This window comes from Cohnella sp. GCM10012308, from assembly GCF_042649185.1.
Classification (GTDB): Bacteria; Bacillota; Bacilli; order Paenibacillales; family Paenibacillaceae; genus Cohnella.
Genome location: NZ_JBHRYU010000001.1, coordinates 42,422 through 64,022 on the forward strand (window position 1 = coordinate 42,422; position 21,601 = coordinate 64,022).

The 21,601-nt window shown below is 60.0% G+C and carries 22 protein-coding genes; 3 read left to right on the plus strand and 19 right to left on the minus strand.

Annotation, left to right across the window (positions count from 1 at the left end):
• Positions 1-8: 8 nt before the first annotated feature.
• From ACFOTD_RS00195 to pyk, 3 genes are all read right to left on the minus strand, one after another.
• The gene (locus ACFOTD_RS00195; RefSeq protein ID WP_378114684.1) at positions 9-923 is read right to left on the minus strand and encodes an aldo/keto reductase; all 915 of its coding nucleotides are present in this window, start codon (positions 921-923) and stop codon (positions 9-11) included.
• A gap of 66 nt (positions 924-989) precedes the next feature.
• On the minus strand, positions 990-2,414 hold the full coding sequence (aspA, locus tag ACFOTD_RS00200) for an aspartate ammonia-lyase (RefSeq protein WP_378114685.1): 1,425 nt from the start codon (positions 2,412-2,414) through the stop codon (positions 990-992).
• 220 nt (positions 2,415-2,634) lie between these two features.
• A complete protein-coding gene (pyk, locus tag ACFOTD_RS00205; protein WP_378114686.1) occupies positions 2,635-4,050 on the minus strand; it encodes a pyruvate kinase in 1,416 nt (471 codons plus the stop codon).
• Between the two features lie 125 nt (positions 4,051-4,175).
• Between pyk and ACFOTD_RS00210 the strand changes: the two genes are divergently transcribed.
• Positions 4,176-4,964, plus strand: a complete 789-nt coding sequence (locus tag ACFOTD_RS00210; RefSeq protein ID WP_378114687.1) for an AraC family transcriptional regulator — start codon at positions 4,176-4,178, stop codon at positions 4,962-4,964.
• 143 nt (positions 4,965-5,107) lie between these two features.
• A complete protein-coding gene (locus ACFOTD_RS00215) occupies positions 5,108-5,314 on the plus strand; it encodes an alpha/beta-type small acid-soluble spore protein (RefSeq protein ID WP_378114688.1) in 207 nt (68 codons plus the stop codon).
• An 82-nt stretch (positions 5,315-5,396) separates the two neighbouring features.
• Here ACFOTD_RS00215 and ACFOTD_RS00220 read toward each other — a convergent pair whose 3' ends face one another.
• From ACFOTD_RS00220 to ACFOTD_RS00235, 4 genes are all read right to left on the minus strand, one after another.
• Complete coding sequence (locus tag ACFOTD_RS00220) at positions 5,397-5,594, minus strand: cation transporter (protein ID WP_378114689.1); 198 nt, start codon at positions 5,592-5,594, stop codon at positions 5,397-5,399.
• Between the two features lie 502 nt (positions 5,595-6,096).
• Positions 6,097-6,408, minus strand: a complete 312-nt coding sequence (locus ACFOTD_RS00225) for a thioredoxin family protein (RefSeq protein ID WP_378114690.1) — start codon at positions 6,406-6,408, stop codon at positions 6,097-6,099.
• Positions 6,386-6,784, minus strand: coding sequence for a MerR family transcriptional regulator (locus tag ACFOTD_RS00230; RefSeq protein WP_378114691.1), 399 nt, complete (start codon positions 6,782-6,784; stop codon positions 6,386-6,388). The genes ACFOTD_RS00225 and ACFOTD_RS00230 overlap by 23 nt, the downstream gene beginning before the upstream one ends.
• Before the next feature lie 81 nt (positions 6,785-6,865).
• Complete coding sequence (locus ACFOTD_RS00235; protein WP_378114692.1) at positions 6,866-8,203, minus strand: deoxyguanosinetriphosphate triphosphohydrolase family protein; 1,338 nt, start codon at positions 8,201-8,203, stop codon at positions 6,866-6,868.
• A 257-nt stretch (positions 8,204-8,460) separates the two neighbouring features.
• On the opposite strand from ACFOTD_RS00235, the gene ACFOTD_RS00240 reads away from it, so the two are divergent.
• On the plus strand, positions 8,461-8,997 hold the full coding sequence (locus tag ACFOTD_RS00240; RefSeq protein WP_378114693.1) for a TVP38/TMEM64 family protein: 537 nt from the start codon (positions 8,461-8,463) through the stop codon (positions 8,995-8,997).
• 482 nt (positions 8,998-9,479) lie between these two features.
• Here ACFOTD_RS00240 and ACFOTD_RS00245 read toward each other — a convergent pair whose 3' ends face one another.
• The 12 genes from ACFOTD_RS00245 to ACFOTD_RS00300 form a co-directional block, all read right to left on the minus strand.
• The gene (locus tag ACFOTD_RS00245; RefSeq protein ID WP_378115669.1) at positions 9,480-10,211 is read right to left on the minus strand and encodes a FadR/GntR family transcriptional regulator; all 732 of its coding nucleotides are present in this window, start codon (positions 10,209-10,211) and stop codon (positions 9,480-9,482) included.
• Positions 10,212-10,239: 28 nt separating this feature from the next.
• The gene (locus ACFOTD_RS00250) at positions 10,240-11,001 is read right to left on the minus strand and encodes a LutC/YkgG family protein (RefSeq protein ID WP_378114694.1); all 762 of its coding nucleotides are present in this window, start codon (positions 10,999-11,001) and stop codon (positions 10,240-10,242) included.
• Complete coding sequence (locus ACFOTD_RS00255) at positions 10,988-12,505, minus strand: LutB/LldF family L-lactate oxidation iron-sulfur protein (RefSeq protein WP_378114695.1); 1,518 nt, start codon at positions 12,503-12,505, stop codon at positions 10,988-10,990. The genes ACFOTD_RS00250 and ACFOTD_RS00255 overlap by 14 nt, the downstream gene beginning before the upstream one ends.
• Positions 12,502-13,230 (minus strand): (Fe-S)-binding protein, encoded by a 729-nt coding sequence (locus ACFOTD_RS00260; protein WP_378114696.1) that lies wholly within the window; start codon positions 13,228-13,230, stop codon positions 12,502-12,504. The genes ACFOTD_RS00255 and ACFOTD_RS00260 overlap by 4 nt, the downstream gene beginning before the upstream one ends.
• A 240-nt stretch (positions 13,231-13,470) precedes the next feature.
• Complete coding sequence (locus ACFOTD_RS00265) at positions 13,471-14,241, minus strand: DeoR/GlpR family DNA-binding transcription regulator (protein ID WP_378114697.1); 771 nt, start codon at positions 14,239-14,241, stop codon at positions 13,471-13,473.
• A 23-nt stretch (positions 14,242-14,264) separates the two neighbouring features.
• Positions 14,265-15,740 carry a rhamnulokinase gene (locus ACFOTD_RS00270; protein ID WP_378114698.1) on the minus strand — a complete coding sequence of 492 codons (1,476 nt, stop codon included), beginning with the start codon at positions 15,738-15,740 and terminating at the stop codon, positions 14,265-14,267.
• 29 nt (positions 15,741-15,769) lie between these two features.
• Positions 15,770-17,032: an L-rhamnose isomerase gene (rhaA, locus tag ACFOTD_RS00275; protein ID WP_378114699.1), complete on the minus strand. Its 1,263-nt coding sequence runs from the start codon at positions 17,030-17,032 to the stop codon at positions 15,770-15,772.
• A gap of 96 nt (positions 17,033-17,128) precedes the next feature.
• Positions 17,129-17,500: a sensory rhodopsin transducer gene (locus ACFOTD_RS00280; RefSeq protein WP_282908988.1), complete on the minus strand. Its 372-nt coding sequence runs from the start codon at positions 17,498-17,500 to the stop codon at positions 17,129-17,131.
• 44 nt (positions 17,501-17,544) lie between these two features.
• The gene (locus tag ACFOTD_RS00285; RefSeq protein ID WP_378114700.1) at positions 17,545-19,614 is read right to left on the minus strand and encodes a bifunctional aldolase/short-chain dehydrogenase; all 2,070 of its coding nucleotides are present in this window, start codon (positions 19,612-19,614) and stop codon (positions 17,545-17,547) included.
• Between the two features lie 679 nt (positions 19,615-20,293).
• Positions 20,294-20,803, minus strand: a complete 510-nt coding sequence (locus tag ACFOTD_RS00290; protein ID WP_378114701.1) for a GNAT family N-acetyltransferase — start codon at positions 20,801-20,803, stop codon at positions 20,294-20,296.
• A gap of 101 nt (positions 20,804-20,904) precedes the next feature.
• Positions 20,905-21,201: an antibiotic biosynthesis monooxygenase family protein gene (locus ACFOTD_RS00295; RefSeq protein ID WP_378114702.1), complete on the minus strand. Its 297-nt coding sequence runs from the start codon at positions 21,199-21,201 to the stop codon at positions 20,905-20,907.
• Positions 21,202-21,252: 51 nt separating this feature from the next.
• Entirely contained in the window at positions 21,253-21,495 is a 243-nt protein-coding gene (locus tag ACFOTD_RS00300; protein WP_378114703.1) for a hypothetical protein, read from the minus strand.
• Positions 21,496-21,601 lie beyond the last annotated feature (106 nt).

Sequence of the window (21,601 nt, forward strand, 5' to 3'; positions counted from 1 at the left end):
GCGGCAAATCAGGCTTCCGCAACGACGGAACCGGCCTCGGACAGTCTGCGCTTCGCCTCTTCGTATACATCCTGCGGCAGCGTTCCCCTGCCCGCCTGCGCGACGTTCTCGCGAAGATGCGCCGGATTTTTCGTCCCGATGATAATCGTCGAAACGTCAGGATGACTGAGCGTGAAGCGCAGCATAAATCCGGTCCGGCTCTCGCCTTCCTCGAGCAGCTCGCCCATGCGCGCGCGGTCCCAGAACGCCCATTGGTCCTGCTGGCCGAGTCCCGCGCCCGGCTCTCCTCTGCCGACGCCGCCCCGCACGATGATGCCGGCGCCTTGCGCGGCAGCCTCGGATATCAGCGCCTCGTGCGCCCGCTCCAACGCCGAGTACGGCATCTGGATCGTATCGAACTCGCCGGCGCGGATAAAATGCGGAACGGCCGGCAAAAAGCTGGAAATGCCGATCCATCGCACCTTGCCCGCCTGCTTGAGGCCTTGCAAAAACGCGACGAGCGATTCGCGCTCCGCGTCTTCAGGCATCGGACCGTGGAGCTGCAGCAGGTCCACGTAGTCCGTTTTCATCCGCCGCAGGCTCTCGTCGAAGCTCTCCGCCAAAAACCGCCGATCCCAGCAATGAGGCGTGTCGACATGGTCTCCGCGATCGATCACTTCCCGGCCGCATTTGGTCGCGAGCAAAAATTCGTCGCGCCGATGGGCAAGATGCTTGCCGATCAGTTCCTCCGCGATGCCGTAAGAATAAGCCGTATCGATAAAATTGATGCCTTGGTCCAGCACTTCGTTCAGCACGCGCCCCGCCTCCGCGTCCTCTACCGGCCGTCCGCTCCATACGCGGTCGCCGCGCAGTTCCATGGATCCGTATCCGATCGGCGTCACTTGCATTCCCGTGCGGCCCAGCGTTCTTTTTTTCAAATTCATTTTGCGTTCCCCTCCCATGGGTTTCAAATCTTTTATATATCGCCCCTCGGACACCGCGGCTCTCCGCTACAGATCCCCGTTTTTGCCGATCAGCCATTCCCCGGATATGCCCGGCGAAGTCATCTGGTACGGATCGAGAATGATATCGATCTCTTCGGGCGTCAGCAGCGCGCGCTCCAAAATGATGTCGCGAATCGGCTGCCCGGATTTGAGCGCTTCCTTGACCAGGCCCGCCGCAACTTCGTACCCGAGATGCGGATTAAGCGCGGTCACGATGCCGAAGCTGTCCCGCACGTACGTCGCGCAGCGCTCCAGATTGGCCTCCATGCCGTCCAGCGCGAATTGGATGAACACGTCGACGGCGTTGCGAAGAATGCGCAGCGACTGCAGCAGGTTGAGCGCGATGACCGGCCCCATGACGTTGAGCTCGAATTGACCTGCTTCCGAAGCCAGGCAAATCGTATGGTCGTTGCCGATCACCTGGAAGGCGGTCTGGTTCACGACTTCTGCCATGACCGGGTTGACCTTGCCGGGCATGATCGACGAGCCGGGCTGTCTCGGCGGGAGCACAAGTTCGCCGAGCCCCGCGCGCGGGCCTGAAGCCATGAGGCGAATATCATTGCAAATTTTGGATAAATTGACCGCGCACACCTTAAGCGCTGCGGACAACTCCGTGTAGGCGTCCGTGTTCTGCGTCGCGTCTACGAGATTGTCCGCGGATTCAAGGGCGATGCCCAAGTCCTCCGCCATCAACCGCACGACCTCTTTTATGTATTCAGGCTTGGCGTTAAGGCCCGTACCGACGGCCGTCGCGCCCATATTCACAGATAGCAGATGCCCGGTCGCGCTGGCGATGCGCTTGACGTCTCGTCCGAGTACGGCCGCATAGGCGCCGAATTCCTGGCCGAGCCGGATCGGAACGGCATCCTGGAGGTGGGTGCGACCCATCTTAATGATGCCGTCCCACTGCGAAGCCTTGCTCTCAAAGCCGCGTTGCAGCGCCTCCAGCGTCTCGAGCAAACGATGCGCCTGCAAGTAAGCCGCGATCTTGAGCGCAGTCGGGATCGCATCGTTGGTCGACTGGGACATGTTGACGTGATTGTTCGGGCTGCAGTAAAAGTAATCGCCCTTCTCCTTGCCCATCAGCTCGAGCGCCCGGTTCGCAAGCACCTCGTTCATGTTCATATTAATCGAAGTGCCCGCGCCGCCCTGAATCGAATCGACGATGAACTGGTCTGCCAGACCGCCGAGAATAATTTCGTCCGCAGCCTGCACGATGGCGTCCGCGATGGGCTGCGTCAGCATGTGGGTGGACGCGTTCGCGCGGGCGGCCGCCTTCTTTACGTGCGCCAAAGCGATGAACAGCTCATGATGCACGGGGATACCGGTAATCGGAAAATTCTCGACAGCCCGCATCGTTTGAATGCCGTAATACGCGTCGATCGGAACTTCTTTTTCTCCGAGAAAGTCCCGTTCGATCCGAAAGTTCATTTTGCTTCCCTCGCCTTCGTCGTAGTCGAATGCCCGGCGCCGTGCCGTTGGTGCCGATTGTAACATACCGGCTTAAATATCCATAATGAAAGAACGGTCCGGCTTCATTAATAGCTGCCATCAGAAAAAGCTGCCATCAGATCGCAAAACGGGACCCTGCGGATTTTCGTCCGCCGGATCCCGTTTTGCGCGCCTTGATCGACGCTTTAATTTAATGACCTTAAACAACCTGCTCGATCTTGATCAGATTGGTCGCGCCCGACTTGCCGATCGGCGTGCCCGCCGTGATGACGACATGGTCGCCCGAAGCGATCAATCCGCTTGCGCGGCCGTGCCGCACCGCAGCGGAGATGACTTCGTCGGTCGATTGTTCCTTCGTTCCCTTGACGGGGACGACGCCCCACAACAGACATAGACGCATCAGTGTCTTGTCGTCGTATGCGATCGCGACGACCGGCGCCTTCGGACGGTACTTGGACACCATGCGCGCCGTAAATCCGCTCTCCGTCGGCGTGAGGATCGCCTTTGCGTTCAGCTCGAGCGCCGAGCTGACGACCGCCTGGCTGATAACCTCCGTCGTCGCTTGCGGCTGAACCTTGGCCCGCTGCAAAAACTCTTCCTTGTAATCGAGCATCGACTCGGCCTTGAGCGCGATATTCGACATCGTCGCGACCGACTCGACCGGATACTTGCCGGCGGCGGACTCTCCGGACAGCATGACCGAGTCCGCGCCCTGAATGACCGCGTTGGCGACGTCGCTGACCTCGGCGCGCGTCGGGCGGGGATTGACCTGCATCGAGTCCAGCATGTGCGTCGCTACGATGACCGGCTTGCCCGCGCGGTTGCACTTCTCGATCATCTGGCGCTGGATCATCGGCACCTCTTCGACGGGAATCTCGACGCCGAGATCGCCGCGGGCGACCATGATGCCGTCTGACACTTCGATGATGGCATCGAGGTTTTCGACGCCTTCTTCGTTTTCGATTTTCGAGATGATCTGAATATGCGTCGCGCCAAGCTCCTCGAGCAAGCCGCGAATTTGCAGGATGTCCTCGGCGCGGCGCACGAACGAAGGCGCGATGATGTCGATGTTTTCTCCGACGCCGTACTTGATATGCATAATATCGCGCTCGGTCACGCCTGGCAGCGTCGTCTTGATGCCGGGCAGGTTAACGCCCTTGTTGGACTTGATGACCCCGCCGTTCACGACGCGCGTAATGACCTCGGTATTCGTCACGTCCGTTACGGTCAGTTCGATCAGGCCGTCGTCGATCAGAATCCGGTTGCCCGGCTTCACGACGAGCGGCAGTTCGCTATAGTTGACCGAAATGCGCTTCAAATCGCCCACGACGATCTCCGTCGTCAGCGCGAGCGTATCGCCGGCCTTCAGCTCGCCGGGCTCGGCCAGCTTGCCGATCCGGACTTCGGGTCCCTTGATGTCCATCAGAACGGGCACGAGCGCGTTCATCTCTGCCGCCGCTTCGCGGATGCGCACGATCCGGCCGCTGTGGTCGGCAAGCTCGCCGTGCGCCATATTCAGACGCGCGACGTTCATGCCCGCTCCGATCATTCTTTTCAGCGTCTCCGTAGAGTCGCAGGACGGTCCCATCGTACATACGATTTTCGTTTTTCTCAAGTTGCTCTTCCTCTCTTCATCGCCTGTTTCGACATTATCCTTCTATATTAGACTTTGAATTGCCCGATGGATATGAATCATAGTATGATTAACGAATTATTGCATGATCGGAAAGGAGTTTAGAGATGCCGGGCATCCGCATCATCGACTTCCGGCTTGACAGGGGGCAGGGGGGCTCGATCGCGAACGACGACTTTGAACCTCACGACTTATTGGCCGTCGTCACGTACGGCAAGCTCCACATCCGAATAGGCGACATGCCTTTAGCCGCAACGAAAGGCGACGTTATATACGTTCCCGCGGGAGCGTCCTGCGAAGCGGATAAGGCCGCCACTGCATTTCACGAAAAATATGTCGCCCTGTTGTCCCCGCGCGCGAACCCCACAGGTCTCCCGCTGCTCGACGACGGCATCGCCCGGATCGCAAAATACGCGCCGTTCGAATGGATGTCCGACCGTCTTCGTACGATGCATGGCGAATGGCAGGAGGGCGCGCCGTATGCCGCCGTTCGCTGCGAAGCGATATTGCTCGAGCTGGCCGCCGTTTGGAGCCGAGAGCTGCAAAAAGAACCGCCGAGCCCTTCGTCTCTGCTGCTTACCGAACGGATGAAGGCTTATATCGCCGGCCACTACCGGGAAAAAATTACGAAGGACGAGCTCGGCGCTGCGATCGGCCGCACGCCCAATCACGCGGCGGCGCTGTTCAAGCGTTCGACGGGCCAGACGATCAGCGAATACGCGCATGCGGTGCGGATCAAAACGGCTGTTTATATGCTTAAAGAATCGCTGCTTACGGCCGGCGAGATATCCGAATATCTCGGTTATCGGGACTTGTCTTATTTCCACAGAATATTCAAAAAACTGACGGGATTCCCGCCCGCTCACTTCATGAACGAACGAAATCCGAATAACTAATGACGTTAAACGTCATCGCAAGTCGATTAATGACATAAAATGTTGCTTCACGTGAAACAATTCGTATCCTTAATAGCCATTAACGCCTGCATAGAAGGAACTGCCAATCGATATAATAACCTCCATCAACGGAGGTGATAGACATGGCCAGAAGCAACCAACTCGTCGTCCCTGAATGCCGCGCCGCGCTCGAGCAATTGAAGTTCGAGATCGCGCAAGAGCTGGGCATCCATATTCCGCAGGACGGCTACTACGGCAATATGTTGACGCGCGAAGCCGGCCAGATCGGCGGCAACATCACAAAACGGCTCGTGCAAATCGCCGAACAGCAATTGGGCGGCAGATTCTGAACGTCGCCGCGCCATCGCATCTCTAACGCAAAAAAGGGGCCATCGTCAGATGGCTCCTTCGCAGGGAATCGCTTGTTACTTCTCAAACAACCTCGTAGCCTTGATCTTCGATCGCCGTCTTAATATCCGCGAGACCAAGCTTGCTCTCATCGTAGCTCACGGCTACCGATCCGGCCGCCAGATCGACCTTCGCCTCCGCGCCCAATTGCTTAAGCGCGCCCTCCACGCTATTGACGCAGTGTCCGCAGGACATGCCTTCTACTTTTAAAGTTGCATTCACGGTGATTCCTCCTCGGTTGGTTGTTAATATAAATATTATATACCCCCGTAGGGTATGTCAAGAGGATGCTTTATCGACCGTAAGATGAATTTCGGTTACATATGAGCACTCCCCCATTGAAACAGTGCAGCTGCTGCAACAAATATGCTTTCCATCGGCAGCACTTCGAAGCTTCTTCTCCTTGCCTCACCTCAAGTGCTTTCTATCGGCAGTACTTCGAGACTTCTTCCGCTCTTCTCTCCTCAAGTGCTTTCCATCGGCAGTACTTCAAAGCTTCTCCCGTTCGCCGCGCCTCAAGTGCTTTCCATCGGCAGCACTTCGAAGCTTCTCTCGCTCGCTGCACCTCTCAATCCCGCCGCGTCCATTTGCCGTCTGCTCGTGGTTCCCGATCTCACGAAGCGCGGCAGTGGCGCGCGACCGTACGTCTCCTTATCCCCGCTAACGCCAAAAGCCCTCAAGCCGATGCGCTCGGCCTTGAAGGCTTTCTCGTAGTCAAACTGCTTCAGACGTACTTGTTCAATGCCGTCCTGTACACATCGATCGGGCGAAGACCGACGAGCTTCTCCACCGGCTGGCCATCGTTGAACAAGATGACGGTCGGATTGGCCATCACGCCGAACGTCGAGGCCGTCTCGGGCGACTCGTCCGTATCGACCTTAACGACGGATACGCGCTCTCCGTATTCCTCCGCCAACGTCTCGATAATCGGCAGCAGCGCCTTGCACGGCGGACACCAGGTTGCCCCGAAGTCCACCAGCGTCACGCCCGCAGGCTTCACCGCATTTTCAAAATCAATATCGCTCGCTTCTCTCATCTCGCGCCGCATCTCCTTCGTCTTGCCCGGATTCGCCGCGGAAGGAAGAAATGCGGTCGACCAGGTTATCGCGAATGCGCTTCAGCTGCGCAATCTGCGCCTCGAGGTCCGACAGCTTGCTCTCGTATACCGGCAGCACTTGTGTGCAGAACGTCTCCGGCCTGCTGAGCACGCAGCTCAGAAATCCCGCGATCTGCTCCGTCGTCAGCCCCAGCTGCAAGTAAAAGCGGATCGTGCGCACCTGCTCCTCGGCCAGCGGCGAATACTCGCGGTAGCCGTTCGACTCGCGCAGCGGCGTGATCAGGCCCTGCGCCTCATAATAACGCAGCGAACGGATGCTCGCTCCCGTCCTGCGCGACAGCTCGCCGATTTTCACCTGGTCCGCCTCCTTCCTTCCCGGCTTACTCCAGCATACACCCTGCCATTAATGTCAGGGTCAAGCGGTGCGGCGACAAGATTAGTCGCGTTCGTAGATCGATCCCGAACGGCTGGCGTAAAATTCGGCGTACACTTTTTCCGCGTACGCGTCCGTCATGCCCGACAAATAATCCGCCACGAGCCGCTCCCATTGCCAGCTTCCCTTGTGCAGCTCGAAGCTCTCGTGCCAATCAGGCGGAATGATCAGCTTGCCGGTCTCGTATTCCTTGAAGCTGCTCCACAGCCTGCGGATCATCACCTCGCTGCGTTTGTGCAGCCGTTGCACGCGGAAATCCTTGATCAGCGTAACCCAAGCGAGCTTTTTCAGAATCTCCATCGTCCGCAGCAGCTCGATGTCCTGCGCGCCGTCGCGAATGAACGTCACCTTTTTCCAGCCCTTCGCCGGATCGTCCATGATGCCGACCTGGTTCGCGAACTTGCGCACCCAGCGCGCCTTCATCTCGCGCCTCGCCCGCGAAGGCTCGCCACCGCAATCGATGTAAATTTGCTCCCATTGCTCGAGGTAGCCGCTCAGCACCGTTCGAACCATCGAGGGGAGATCGATCTGCTCCCAATTCATGCTGTGGTTGCCAGGATCGTCGTTGATCTCCTGAATGAGCGCCGCCACGATGCGTTCGTCCTCGAAAAGCGTCCGGCTCATCGGAATCTTGCCCGCGCGGATGCCGTCCTCCAGGTCATGCGTCGAATAAGCGATATCGTCGCAAAGGTCCATAAGCTGGGCTTCGAGCGTCGCGCAGCCTTCGGGCATGCCCCACAGGTCGCGGAGGTAGCGTATGCCCTCCCATTCCATATGGTAGACGCCTTTAAGCCGCCCGGGCTCGTCGAGATTGTACGGATACTTGTTGATGCCGAGCAGCACCGATGCGCTTAAGTCTAGCCCGCTGTCGCTGCCGGCCCGTTTTTCCAGAAACATCAGAATCCGGAAGTTTTGCGCATTGCCCTCGTACTTCAGTCCGAACTCCTCCATCAGCAGGTCGTTCAGAACCTCTTCGCCCTTGTGGCCGAACGGCGGATGGCCGAGATCGTGCGCGAGCGCCGCCACCTCGACGACCTCGGGATCGAGCATGAGCCCGGGGTGCTCTCTTCTGCTAAGCAACTCGTACTGCTTGCCCAGTCGCCGGGCCACCTCGCGCGCGATCTGCGACACTTCGATGGAATGCGTCAGACGCGTCCGGTAATAGTCCCCGCTGCCCGCGCCGAACACTTGCGATTTGCCTTGCAGCCGCCGGAACGACGGGGATTGAATAAGCCGCGCGTAATCCTTTTCGTATTCGTCGCGGTCATCGCCGGAATGTATGTTTTCGGTATCGAAAAGTCTCATTTTGCGGAGATTCGTTTGTCCTTTTTGCAGGGTCATCGGCCTCTTGCTCCTCTACGGTCTGTACGGCTATGGTTGGTCCAACCGGCGTTGATATCGGGATTAGTATATGCGTCAACTGAAGATGAAGCAAGCCCGATGTAAGCTTGGCGGCAGCTTGTCTGCCCAATCGGCGGCGGTTGCGGGATTATAGCGATATGCGGTAGTCTGAGGAGAGCGATTGTCGGCGAAAAAATGACCGGCGGACGGCGCGAATCGGGAGAACAAACGGCGGTTCGGCGGCGAAAGGTGCAGCTATGAAAAAAATCGGATGGGCCATCTTCGTTTATGGCCTTGTCATAGGCGGATTTTGGATATACAAGGACGAGCTGCTCGCCCTCATGCAGCGCGGTTCGGGTTCATTATGGGTCATGCTGATACTGGCGGTTGCGCTCGCTTTTTTTCCAATTCTTCCTTATAAATTATTTATCGCCATGGCCGCTTACGCATACGGCGCGCCGGGCGGCGCGCTCATCAGCTGGTTCGGCGCCTCCGTTGCGGCCGTCCTCATGTACTTCTACGCGCGCCTGTTCCTCGCAGGCGCTGCCGAAGGCTGGCTGTCTCGCAGTCCGAAGCTGAAGGCTTTTGCCGAGCGTCTGGGGAGGCGGCCGTTCTGGTTCGTTTTTGCAGCCCGGCTCGTGCCTCTCCTGCCGCAGCCGCTCGTGAACCTGTACGCGGCGGCAGCCGGCATCCGGCCGCTGCCTTACATCGCCGGCACGGCGCTTGGCAAGCTGCCGATGATGGCCGTCTATGCTTTTGCGGGGGAGAAGCTGCTGGGATATTTGCTGGGATAGACGGTTGACGGTTCATGTGAGCAGGATGAAGCAGAAAGCGGCGCGACTTATCCGTCTCGCCCAGCTCACCAACGACCGTCGTTCCGACGAGCCAGCATATCGCCGTCAGCGTCGTATTTCGCCGCAAAGCCTGCAAATATACATCTTTTTTTGCCGACTTCGCCCCTCTTGTCTAGATTAGATGCAAAAGCGCAGGTATTTTCCTTCATCAGCCGGATTTTTGGCTTGTACGTTGCATTTACCTGCATATTTGCAGGCATTTCATCAAGTGTCGCGATCCGACAGAAAAAACCTGTACGGATGCAGGTTTTTACCCGCCACCCCCTCCACAACACTCCGGTACGCCGAAAATGCGCTTGGCCTTCCGCAAGTGGCCGCCCACGCATTCACTGTCCTACCTTCACAAAAAAGCCAAACGCGACGAAGCGGCAGACCTTCTGCTCCATCGCGTTTGGCTTTTGTTGCACAGCTGTATGGCTTGCTCACAAATGACGCAGCAGCATCCGCTCCACATGCGCGAGATGCTCGTTCATGCGCAGCGATGCCGCGAGCGGCTCCTGCTCCGCAACGGCGTCAAGGATCGACGAGTGCTCTTCGAACAGCCTGCGCGCGACCGAGCGGTTCGCGTACAGCTCGACGCGGCGAATGTCGCGGATCGCCCGCTCCATCTGACCCGTGATCGATGCGAATAGCGAGATCATGATCTCGTTTTTCGTCGCTTTGGCGAGCAGCAGATGAAACTTGAGATCGGTCCGCTCTCCCTCGACGTCGTCGCCGATCGCGGCCTCCATCTCGACCTGAAGCGCACGCAGCTCGGCGAGATCCTCTGCCGTTCGCTTGGCAGCGGCGATCGAGGCGATCGACACTTCCAGCGTCTGCCGCACCTCGAGCAGCTCGAGCAGCGTTTTGCGATCGTCTCGCAGAGACGAGAGCTCGGGAGGTTCGACGCCGACCGCGCCCATTGGCGAAGTTCCGGGCGGCGGAGCGGCGGCGACCCTGCAGCCGCCGCCCTGCCGGATGTCGATGAGACCCATCGCCTTCAGGGCGCTGAGCGCTTCGCGCGTCGTCGACCGCCCCACGCCGAACTGCTCGGAGATCTCCCGCGTCGACGGGAGCTTGTCGCCCGGCTTCAGCCGCCCGTCCTCGATCTGGCGGCGGATCTGCATCGCGATCTCTTCATAATGGTTGCGCTTGGTCAGACGCTTCGCTTCGATCGGTCTCGCCTCCTTGAACGGCTGCGCTTCAGCCGATGATTACCGCATAGACGACGCCGGGACCATGCACGCCGATCGTCAGATCGTTCTCGATGTCCGAGGACCGGCTCGGCCCCGTGATGAAATGGACGCCTGCCGGCAGCGCTTCGCGCCCGCCCTCGTCCATCGGGATGAGCGCTTCGCCGAGCCGGGTGCCAAGCCGCTCGACCGGAATCAAGATGAACAGCACGGTCGGCAGCAAAGAGACCGATCGGCCCTTGTTCGCCGCCGAGCGCACGACGACCGTTCCCGTATAGGCGAGCGCCTGATCGGCAATAACGACCCCGATATCCGCTTCGGCAGCCCGCGCTTTCCAGGCGACGTCGTCATCCGCGTTCCAGACCGACACCTCGGCCTCCGGCACGGACGCTTCGAGGCCGAGCGTTGCCAGCTCGGCCTGGTCCTGCCGCACGATGATGCGCGCGCTAAGCTCCTGCGCCCGCTCGGCGATAAAGCGGCCCGCTTCGGCCAGATCCTTCGCGCGCGCGGTGTGGCCGCCGACGCTCCGCCAGTTCGCCTCGAAGCGATCGACGCGCTCCTCCGGCGTCCAGTCGAACGCCCGCCAGAAATCCGGCGCGCCCCGCACCGGCTGCACCGGCCTCGACGTCATCCGCGGATGGCGAAGCCTGGCTGCAATGCCGTTCATGAACGATTCCTGCTTGGCCCGGGACGCCCGCTCCATCTCCGCCAGCCACGCTGCGTGCTCAGCTTCTCCGCCGACCATACCGGCTTGCTGCTTAATGTCCGCCATGTCCGCTGCCTCCTTTTCCCCGCTCCTTGACGATCTGTTCCATTCTGCGTTTCATATCCGGCGCCATCTGCGGGCGATCGGCGTCGACCTCCCGGTTAAGCTTCTCCCAACGATCGCGGAAGGAACGTCTCGGCAGGCTCGGCGTTACCCGGTAGCTGTTCCAGCCCTTCAGAGGTCCTAGCTTGGTGCGGATCTCGCCGCCTCGGACGACGAGCCGCTGGCCGATCTTGCCGATCGCAAGCGCGGCCTTCATCGCCGCGCTCGAGCCGGTGAGCGCCGCGAAGCCCTTCATGCCGGCCGTTTCGACCGCCTTGCCGTTGCCGGTCTCCACCTTGCGGCGCCGCAAGTAGATGAGCATCTCGTGCAGCGGAATTTTGACCGGGCAAGCCTCGTAGCAAGCGCCGCACAAGCTCGACGCATTGGCGATATCGTCCCATTCGGAGACGTTTTTGTTAAGAGCGGGCGTGAGCACCGCGCCGATCGGACCGCTGTACGTGCTCCCGTAAGCGTGTCCGCCGATATGCCGGTATACCGGGCATGCATTGAGGCAGGCGCCGCACCGGATGCAGTTGAGCAGCTCCTGGAACTCGGGATCCCCGAGTTGCAGCGAACGCCCGTTGTCGACGATGATGATGTGCATCTCCTCGGGACCGTCCGCGTCTGCCGTCCGTTTGGGACCGGTGATCGCCGACATGTACATCGTCAGCTTCTGCCCGGTCGCCGAGCGCGGCAGCAGCGTCGCCATGACTTCAAGATCCTCGAACGAAGGAATGATCCGCTCCATGCCCATCAGCGTAATTTGCGTCTTCGGCACAGTCGTGACCATGCGCGCGTTGCCTTCGTTTTCGAACAGCACCATCGAGCCGGTCTCCGCGATCGCGAAGTTGCAGCCGGTCATGCCGATGTCCGCCTCGAGGAACTTCTCGCGCAGCTTCTTGCGCACGAAGCCCGCGAGCACGGTCGTATCCGCCTCCAGCTTCTCTCCCGCCACTTCGGATAGCAAGTCTGCGATCTGGTAGCGGTTTTTGTGAATGGCAGGAATGACGATGTGCGAGGGCATCTCGCCGGCCAACTGAATGATGTATTCGCCGAGGTCGGTCTCGATCGCCTCGACGCCGATTTTCTCAAGCGCGTGATTCAGATGCAGCTCCTCGGATACCATCGACTTGGACTTCACGACTGTTTTGGCCGCCTTGCGCTGCGCGATGTCCATCGAGATGGCGACCGCGTCCTCGCCCTTGTCGGCGAAGTGCACGTGCACGCCGTTCGCCCGCGCGTTCTCGACGAACAGATTCAAATAATAGTCGAGATGGGCGATCGTATGCAGCCGGATTTGCCTTCCCCGCTCCCGCCACTCATCCCAATTCCCGTGCTCCGCCGAAGCATTTTTTTTCCCGTTGCGAAGCCGCTCGGTCGTGAACTTGACCGCCTTGACGAGAAACTCGTCGTTCAGCGCCAGCTCCGCCCGCTCTTTGACCGTCGCTCTTCCCTTTTGCGCGCTCATGCCAGACCCGCTCCTTCCGCCAGCACCTCTGCCAGGTGCATGACCCGCACTTGTTCGCCGCGATAACGCAGGTTGCCCGCGATGTTCATGAGGCAGGCCATGTCGAGCCCGACCAGCACCTCCGCATCGGTCTCCTTCACGTGATCGACCTTCTCGGACACCATCGCCCCGGAAATATCCGCCATCTTGACCGCAAACGTGCCGCCGAACCCGCAGCAGTCCTCCGCAAACGGCAGCGGCACGAACTCGAGACCGCGGACGTTCGACATGAGCGCCATCGGCTCGTTCTTGACGCCGAGCAGCCGCGTGCCGTGGCAGGACGGATGATAGGTCACCTTGTGCGGAAAGCTGGCGCCGACGTCCGTCACGCCCAGCACGTTGACGAGAAACTGGGTAAATTCGTACGACTTGTCCCGCAGCCGTTCCGCCCGCGCGAGCTGGACCGGATCCGACTCGAACAGCTTCGGATAATGGTGAATCATGCCCGTGCAGGAGCCGGACGGCGAGATCACGAAGTCGCTGTCCTCGAACGCGTCGAGAATCGTCTTGGCGCTCGCGCGCGCTTCCTGCCAGTAGCCGCTGTTGAAGGCAGGCTGGCCGCAGCAGGTTTGAAGCCTTGGAAATTCGAGCGACACGCCGTACTGCGCGAGCACCCGAACCATCGCCTCGCCGACGCGCGGATAGATGGCGTCTCCGAGACAGGTGATGAACAATGAGACCTTCATAGCGTGACACCTCGCGTTTTCGATTAAGATATGTCAGGTTGTCAGACAAGTCGATGACGGGAAAAGCGCAGACAAGTCTGCGCCGGGATTCTATGACCGTACTGCTTCATTCATGTTATTGATTGTAAAGCCTTATTGACAATGGATCGTACGGTTGCATTTCACGTTGTTGTCACAATATGAACGCAAGCCGCCGGATGTGACGATCGGACGAATGCGGCATCGACCGCTTGGGCAGCGTCAGGCAATGCTTACGGCAATGCCGCGGGACTCCAGCTCGCGCACGATCTCGCCCGGCAAGCGCCTGTCGGTGACGATCCGGTCCACCTCGGACAAGTCAGATACGTGCGTAAACGCCTGCACGCCGAACTTGCTCGAATCGGCCAGCACGTGTACGCTGTCGGCCATGCCGATCATCTTGTGCTTGATGCGCGCCTGCAGCTCGTTGGATTCGCTGATCCCCCGCTCGAGGTGGACGCCCTTGCACGACAGGAACAGCTTGTCGACATGATAGGCGTCGAGGGAGCGCTCGGCGAGCGGCCCGACGTAAGACAGCGACCTGCGCGCTAGCAGCCCCCCCGTCGAAATGACCTCGATCTTCTCCTTGCCGGAAAGCTCGAGCGCCACCTTGATGGAGTTGGTCAGCACGGTGAGCGGAATATCCGGCATCTCGCGCGCCATGTACCACGCCGTGGAGCTCGCGTCCAGCAGAATCCGGTCCTTGGGCGAGATGAGCTTGATCGCCTCGATGGCGATGCGCCGCTTGTCGTCCGCGCGGATGATCTCCCGCTCGGAGTATGGCGTCTCGGGCTGCGTCTGCACGTCCAGATCCTTGACGCTCACGGCGCCGCCGTGCGACCTCCGCAGCCGGCCGGCCTGCTCCAGCCGGTCGAGATCGCGGCGGATCGTCTCCTCGGTGACGCCGCATTGCTCGGACAGCTCGGACACGCGGATGCTGCCGCGTTCGTTAACGAGCTCTACGATTTTTTCATAACGTTCCGCGACGAGCATTCGGCGTCCTCCTTTCTTCTATCCTACTGCGACAGTGACGTCGTCCGCAAGAATTTTCCGTAAGCGTCTTCCCAGCTACCCGCATTCTCGGGACCGTAGGCCACCACGTCGAACGAATCGCGGATAACCCGGCGCGCCTCCCTAAGGTCAGCCAATTCGCCGGACGCGATCCATTGGACCGCGAGATTGCCGATCGCGCTGCCTTCGGCCGGACCGGCCCAGACCGGCTTGCCGATGGCGGAGGCGGTCCAGCGGCATAGCAGCGTATTCTGAATGCCGCCGCCTACCATATGAAGACCGCTATATCGCACGCCGCTTAGTTCCTCTACCCGCTCGAGCGCGTACCGGTACTTGAGCGCGAGGCTCTCGAGAATGCAGCGCATCGTCTGCCCGACGCCTTCCGGCGGCTGCTGGCCGGTGCGGCGGCAGTACTCGGTGATTCGTCCCGGCATGTCGCCCGGCGGGAGAAAGAGCTCGTCGTCCGGATCGATAAAGGAAGCGAAAGCCGGCGCCTCTTCGGCCATCGCGACCAGCTCGGGGAACGAATAAACGGCGCCTTGCCGCTCCCAAGCTCTGCGGGATTCGTTGACGATCCACAAGCCCATGATGTTCTTGAGCAGTCTGTACGTGCCGTATGCGCCGCCTTCGTTCGTGAAGTTCAATTCGCGCGCGCGGTCCGTGAGCACAGGCTCGGTCACTTCCGTGCCGATCAGAGACCAGGTTCCGCAGCTCAGATAGGCGAAATGTTCGTCGAGCGCAGGGACTGCGACGACGGCCGAGCCCGTGTCGTGCTCGGCGACCGCATAGACCGGGATCGCCGGCAAGCCGAGCTCCTCGGTCACCGCCTCGCTCAGCGCGCCTGCCCGATCGCCGGGAACGAGCACCGGACCGAACCATTCGGCAGGGATGCCGAGCTTCGCGAGCAGCTCCCGATCCCAATCTTTTGTCGTCGCGTTGAACAGCTGAGTCGTCGTCGCGTTGGTGAACTCGGCATGCATGTCTCCCGTCAGGAAGTAACGCAGCAGATCCGGTATCATCAGGAAGCGCCTCGCTTCGCGCAGCAGCGGATTGCCGGCGGACTTCAGCGCGTACAGCTGAAAGATCGAATTGAACGGCAAAAACTGGATGCCGGTTTTGGCGAACAGCTCGGCTTCGGGAATTTCCGCGAAAAGCGCGGGCATGATGCCTGTCGTATGATTGTCCCGATAGTGATACGGATTGCCGAGCAGCTCGCCGCTCTCGCCGACGAATCCGAAGTCGACGGCCCAGGAGTCGATGCCGATGCTCTGGATCTCGACGCCGCGCTGTTTGGCCTTGAGAAGCGCCTGCTTCATCTCGTGCAGCAGCCGGAGGACGTCCCAGTGCAGCCTGCCGCCGACCTGGACCGGATCGTTCGGGAACCGGTGCAGCTCCTCCGTCTCGATCCGGCCGTCTTTCAGCCTGCCGAGCAGCGCCCGGCCGCTGCTCGCTCCCAGATCGTAAGCCAATATGTCGGCCATCTTCAGCTACCTCCAGTATCTATCCTTGCTTAGCCGCGCGCGGCGAGGACGTCGCGTTCGTACGATTTGACTTCTTCGAGCCAACGCTCGCGGACCGGCACGCCTTGCGATTCGCAGTAGTAGTCCCAGATCGCGCCCAGCGGATAGGTCTTGAACTCCTCGGTCAGCGCGAGACGGGACGTATAGTCGCCGGCGAGTTCCGCCTTGCGCAGCAGGTCCGTCGGCTCGAGCAGCGCCTGAAGCAGCGCCTTGATCGTGTTGCGCGTGCCGATGACCCATGCCGCGACGCGGTTGATGCTGGCGTCGAAGAAGTCCAAGCCGATATGCGTCTTGCCGAGCAGATCGCCGCGAACGAGCTCTTTGCCGATCTCGTAGAGCTCGTCGTCAAGAATGACGACGTGGTCGCTGTCCCAGCGAACCGGACGGCTCACGTGCAGCAGCATGCCTTCGGCGAACAGCGACAGCGAAGACAGCTTGCCGGAGATGACCTCCGTCGGATGGAAGTGGCCGGCATCCAGGCAGATCAGCTTGTTATTTTGCAGGCCGTAGCCCATGTAAAATTCATGCGAACCGACGGTGTAAGCTTCCGCGCCGAGTCCGAACACCTTGCTCTCGACGGCGTCGAGGTTGTGCGCCGGGTTCAGTTCCTCCGCGAAAACTTCGTCGAGCGCATCCTTCAGACGCTTGCGCGGCGCGAGACGGTCGACCGGATTGTCCTTAAAGCCGTCCGGAACCCATACGTTGGTGACGCAGGTCTGTCCAAGCTGCTCGCCGAAGTAGGCGCCGACGCGGCGGGAGCGCTTGCAGTGCTCGATCCAAAAATCGCGGACCTTCGGATCGGCATGGCTGAGCGTGAAGCCGTCTTTGGAATTCTCGTGAGAGAAGCAGGTCGGATTGAAATCGAGTCCGAGGCCTTGCGCCTTCGCCCACTCGACCCAACGCTCGTAGTGACGGGGCTCGATCGCGTCGAGATCCACTTTTTCGTCGGTATCCGCGTAGATGGCATGCAGGTTCACCTTGTGCTTGCCCGGAATGAGCGAGAATGCTTTTTCCAGATCCGCACGAAGCTCGTCAGGCGTACGCGCCGCGCCCGGATAGTTGCCCGTGACCGCGATGCCGCCCGTCAGATCCTGGTCGCGATTCAGGAAGCCGCGCACGTCGTCGCCCTGCCAGCAGTGCATGGAGATTTTGATCTCGGACAGCTTCTCTAGCGCTGCGTCGACGTCGATGCCATGGGCCGCATATTGGGCCTTGGCCGCTTCGTACTGCTTGGTCGTTTCGTTGGATGGCAAAAGGTTCTCCTCCTTGTATAAGCCAGGCGAGCGACGCGGGTGGTGCGCCGCGCCGCTCGGGCTTTCTATCGCTTTAAAGTTATTGAATCCGTAAAGTTAGTGAATAGGGAAAGCCATGACCGACATGAGCGCGTTTTCCGCTTGGGTCGCGTCTAGCCGGCTGTATTGCACGATGACCTTGATGTCGCTGCGCACTTCGATCGCGTACGGCACGCCGGGCGGAATGCTCTTGCCGTCCTTGGCCAGCGAGGATGTGCGGATATGACGCGTGCGCCGCGCCGGTACGACGACCAGAATGTCCTCGATCGGATCGCGGTCCTCGAAATAAATGGTGAACTGGAGCAGCGCGTCGTCGGATGCCGTGTTCAGCACGCATACCGATTCGTGGCTCGTAAGCTGGCCTGCGCTGTGCTCGGGAATGTAGGCGTCCGGTATGAACCAGCGTTTTTCGCCAGTCGCTTGTGGCATGCGCGAATCCTCCTTCGTCGGCTATTGAACCGCCAAGCGGGCGATTAGCGCGTAAACGCGGCCGGAACGCCGCCGTCGATCGTTAGCATGCAGCCCGTCGTCTTTTCGGCCTTGGAGGAAGCGAAGAACGCTACGCCTTCAGCGATGTCGCGCGGGTAGATGTTGACTAGCAGCGTCGTGCGCTTGCGGTAGTACTCTTCGAGCTGGTCGGGCTCGATGCCGTAAGCCGCTGCGCGCTCGTTGCGCCAGCTGCCGTTCCAGATAGCGGAGCCTTGCAGGATCGCGTCGGGCAGAATCGTGTTGACGCGGATGCCGTGCTCGCCGCCTTCGGCTGCGATACAGCGTGCCAGATGCGCTTCGAGCGCCTTGGCCGCGCTGTAGGCGGTGGCGTTTTTACCGGCGTAGACGGAGTTTTTGGAGCCGATGAACACCATGCTGCCGCCGACCGCTTGCGCCTTCATCACCTTGAACGCTTCGCGGGCGACCAGGAAATAACCGGTGCCGAGCACGTTCATGTTCAGGTTCCATTCCTTCAGCGACGTCTCTTCGAACGGGCTGGAGGTCGCGAGACCCGCGTTGTTGACGATAATGTCGACGCCGCCGTAGGCAACCGCGGTAGCCGCGTAAGCGGCCTGAACGGCTTCTTCGCTGGTTACGTCCATCTTGACCGCGATCGCGCGGTTGTCGCCGTAGCGGGCGTTGATCTCTGCCGCGATCTTCTCGGCGCCTTCGAGGTTAAGGTCGGCCAGCACGACGTGCGCGCCTTCGGATACGAGGCGGCGAGCCGTCTCGCTGCCGATACCGCCCGCGCCGCCGGTGATGAACGCCACCTTGCGCGAGAATTCGGCTTCGGCCGGCGCCAGCGTCAGCTTGTAAAGCTCGAGCGGCCAGTACTCGACGTTATACGACTCGTTCTCGCTGAGCGAAACGAATTCGCCGAGCGCCGTCGCGCCGCGCATAACCGCGATTGCGCGGTGGTAGAGCGCGCCGCTTACTTGGGACATCGCCCAGCTCTTGCCGGTGTTGATCATGCCTACGCCCGGGATAAGGATGACGCGAGGCGCCGGTTCGAACATGACGTCGCCTTCGTTTTTGTTGCGCTCGAAGTAGGCTTTGTACTGCTCCTTGTAAGCCGCGACGCTTTCCTTCAGGATCGTCTTCAGGCTTTCGACGTCGTCCGCGTTCGGCGTCCAGTCGATGAACAGCGGCACGACCTTCGTGTGTACGAGGTGATCGGGACAAGCGGCGCCGACCTGGGACAGCTTCGGCGAGCTCTCGCCGCCTACGAATGCCAGCACGTCGTCCGCGTCGTCGAACGACAGGATCATTTTCTTGGCGTCGGAGACGGCGCCTCGAATCGTCGGCATGACCTGCGCAGCGATGCTGCGGCGAACGTCGGCCGCCAGCGCCTCGTGCTTAACGCCGCCGAACAGCGTCGCTTCGTTCACGCGCGCTTCGATGAACGCTTCGGCTTCGCTGATGATCTTGATCGTCTGCGCGTAAGCTTCCTCGCTCGTCTCGCCCCAAGTGACCAGTCCGTGCTTTTCCATCAGGACGAGCTCGGCGTTCGGGTTGGCTAGCACGCCTTCAGCGATCATCTTGGACAGCTTGAAGCCCGGACGGATGTAAGGAACCCATACGAAGCGGTCGCCGAAAATTTCCTTCGCCAGCTCCTTGCCGTTGTCGGCGCAGCACAGGCTGATGATCGAATCCGGATGCGTGTGGTCGACGTGCTTGAAAGGCAGGAACGCATGCAGCAGCGTCTCGATCGAGGCGCGCGGGTGCTTGACGTCGATCATGCAATTGACGAGGTAAGCGACCATCTCTTCGTCCGGCATCTCATCTTTCTCGAACAGCGGGCGGATATCTTCCATGCGGAGGCCCGTAAAGTTGCCGGCCTTCATCGACGCGAGGTCGGAACCGCTACCCTTCACGTACATTACTTCGACGTCGCGGCCGCGGAAGTCCTTCACGATCGTCTTCGCGGACGTATTGCCGCCGCCCCAGTTGCAGACGCGGCGATCGGCGCCGATGATGTTGGAGCGGTACACGAGCTGATCCAGCGCGTTTTCTTGCTTCGATGCTTCCGAGGAATTCCACAAGCTTTGAACCATGAGATGAGACCTCCGAATAAATGTTTTGTTTTCTTTTGTTTTCACTATATCATCTTTGTTTGTTTTTGAATACGCATTTTCGGATAAAAACAAAAAAACATCCTCGGTTACGAGGATGTACGGTAAAGATAAAAAAACATGTTGGTGTTTTGCCGGCTCGAATGGACGTGATTAAGCATGCCGCAACGTGCCATACCCTTTTCGCCTCACCCAAGTTAGCGGTACAGCTTGCCGCTATTGCTCGCGGCTGCGGCGCTTCGGAGCATTAGCGGCACAGTATGCCATTATTGCTCGCCGGCGGCAGCGCCTCGGAGCAATATCGGCACGGATTGCCGCTATTGCTTGCCGGCAGCGGAGAATTGAGGCATTAGCGGCACAGTATGCCGTTATTGCTCAACGGCAGGGGCGCTTCGGGGCATTAGCGGCACTGGTTGCCGTTATTGCTCGCGGGCGGCGGCGCTTGAGGACATTAGCGGCACAGTATGCCGTTATTGGTCACCGGCGGCAGCGCTTCGAAGCAATAGCGGCACAGTATGCCGTTATTGGTCACCGGCAGGGGCGCTTCGGGGCATTAGCGGCACTGGTTGCCGTTATTGCTCAAAATACGCCCCCGCGTCAGTGGCCCAACGCGCCGGCCTGCTTCGCTCCCCATTCTGGCGCGCAAATGCCGCAAGCCACTTCACCAAACGCGCAGCCCGACGATGACCAGATCCCGCTCGATGCCGTCGAGCTCCGCGACGCGAGGCAGCCGGCCCCACTGTTCGAAGCCATGTTTGCTCAGCAGGCGAAGGCTCGGCTCGTTGTGTCCGAATACGAGTCCGATAAGCGACTTGATGCCGAGCGGCGGAGCGGCCGCGATCGCATGGCGGATCAGCACGCCGCCGAGGCCCAGCCCTCGGGCGGACTCCGCCAAGTAAATGCTGAGCTCCGCCGTCGCATCGTATGCGGCCCTGCTATGATAAGCCGAGAAGCTCAGCCAACCCGCGACGCGCCCTTCTCTGCGCAATACCCATAACGGGTGCCGGTCCGGCCGATGCGCTTGGAACCAACCGATCCGGCTCTCGACCGATACCGGCTCCAGATCCGCCGTCACCTGCCTGCCCGCGACGGTCGAATTGTAAATCGAGACGATATCGGGCAGATCCTCGATGCGGGCAATTTCAATGCGATCGTTTTCAGACAGCGACAATGTTCTCCCTCTTTTCATGTATTGGAAACGGCTATTTTTCATGTCATGCATGGAAGACAACTTTTTTTCAAGTATTGAAAACTACTATTTATAGAAGACGATTACTCCAAACGTATGCGGATATAATGGTCGGTCTCCGTCTCGCGCTCGTAATAATCCTGCAGCGCCGACGCCCACTCCGCGCCGGCCGGCGCGTTCAAGAAGCCGACGGCGTGGTCGCCGAGGTTCTGCCATTTGACGAGCAGCATGTACCGGCCCTCCTGTTCCACGCATTTGTGAAGCTCATGAGACAGATAGCCTCGCGTACCGGTTAACAACGCCTGGAATTTGCGAAAGCTGCTCTCGAATTCGCTTGCCATGCCTGGCTTGACCGTAAGCATCGACGATTGCAGGATCATCGGTACACCTCCAATAATAGGTATGAACGAACGGCGGCCTGAAGCCCTCTCCTACAATTCATCGGCGACTTCCTCATCTTTAAGCGTACTGAGCACGATGCGATCGTTCTCTTGGACGGCTGTCAGTCCGATCGCGCCAAGCATGACATAGGCATGGCCGTCCAGCGAGAATATGGCCGCACCGCCAGCGTACAATCCGGCACTGCGGAGAATAACCGCTTTGCGGCCCGGCAGGGAGAAGGCGTACCGGTCGTCGACGTGCTCCATATACATTCTGAACGCCCGCGATCGCATGTTTATGTCGCCGTTTAGATCGATCCATGCGTACTCGGCGTCGGCAGAAGGATAGATATCGATGCCCGCCCCTTCGACGGCGTATTCCGGCGCGTCCCGCCGATCA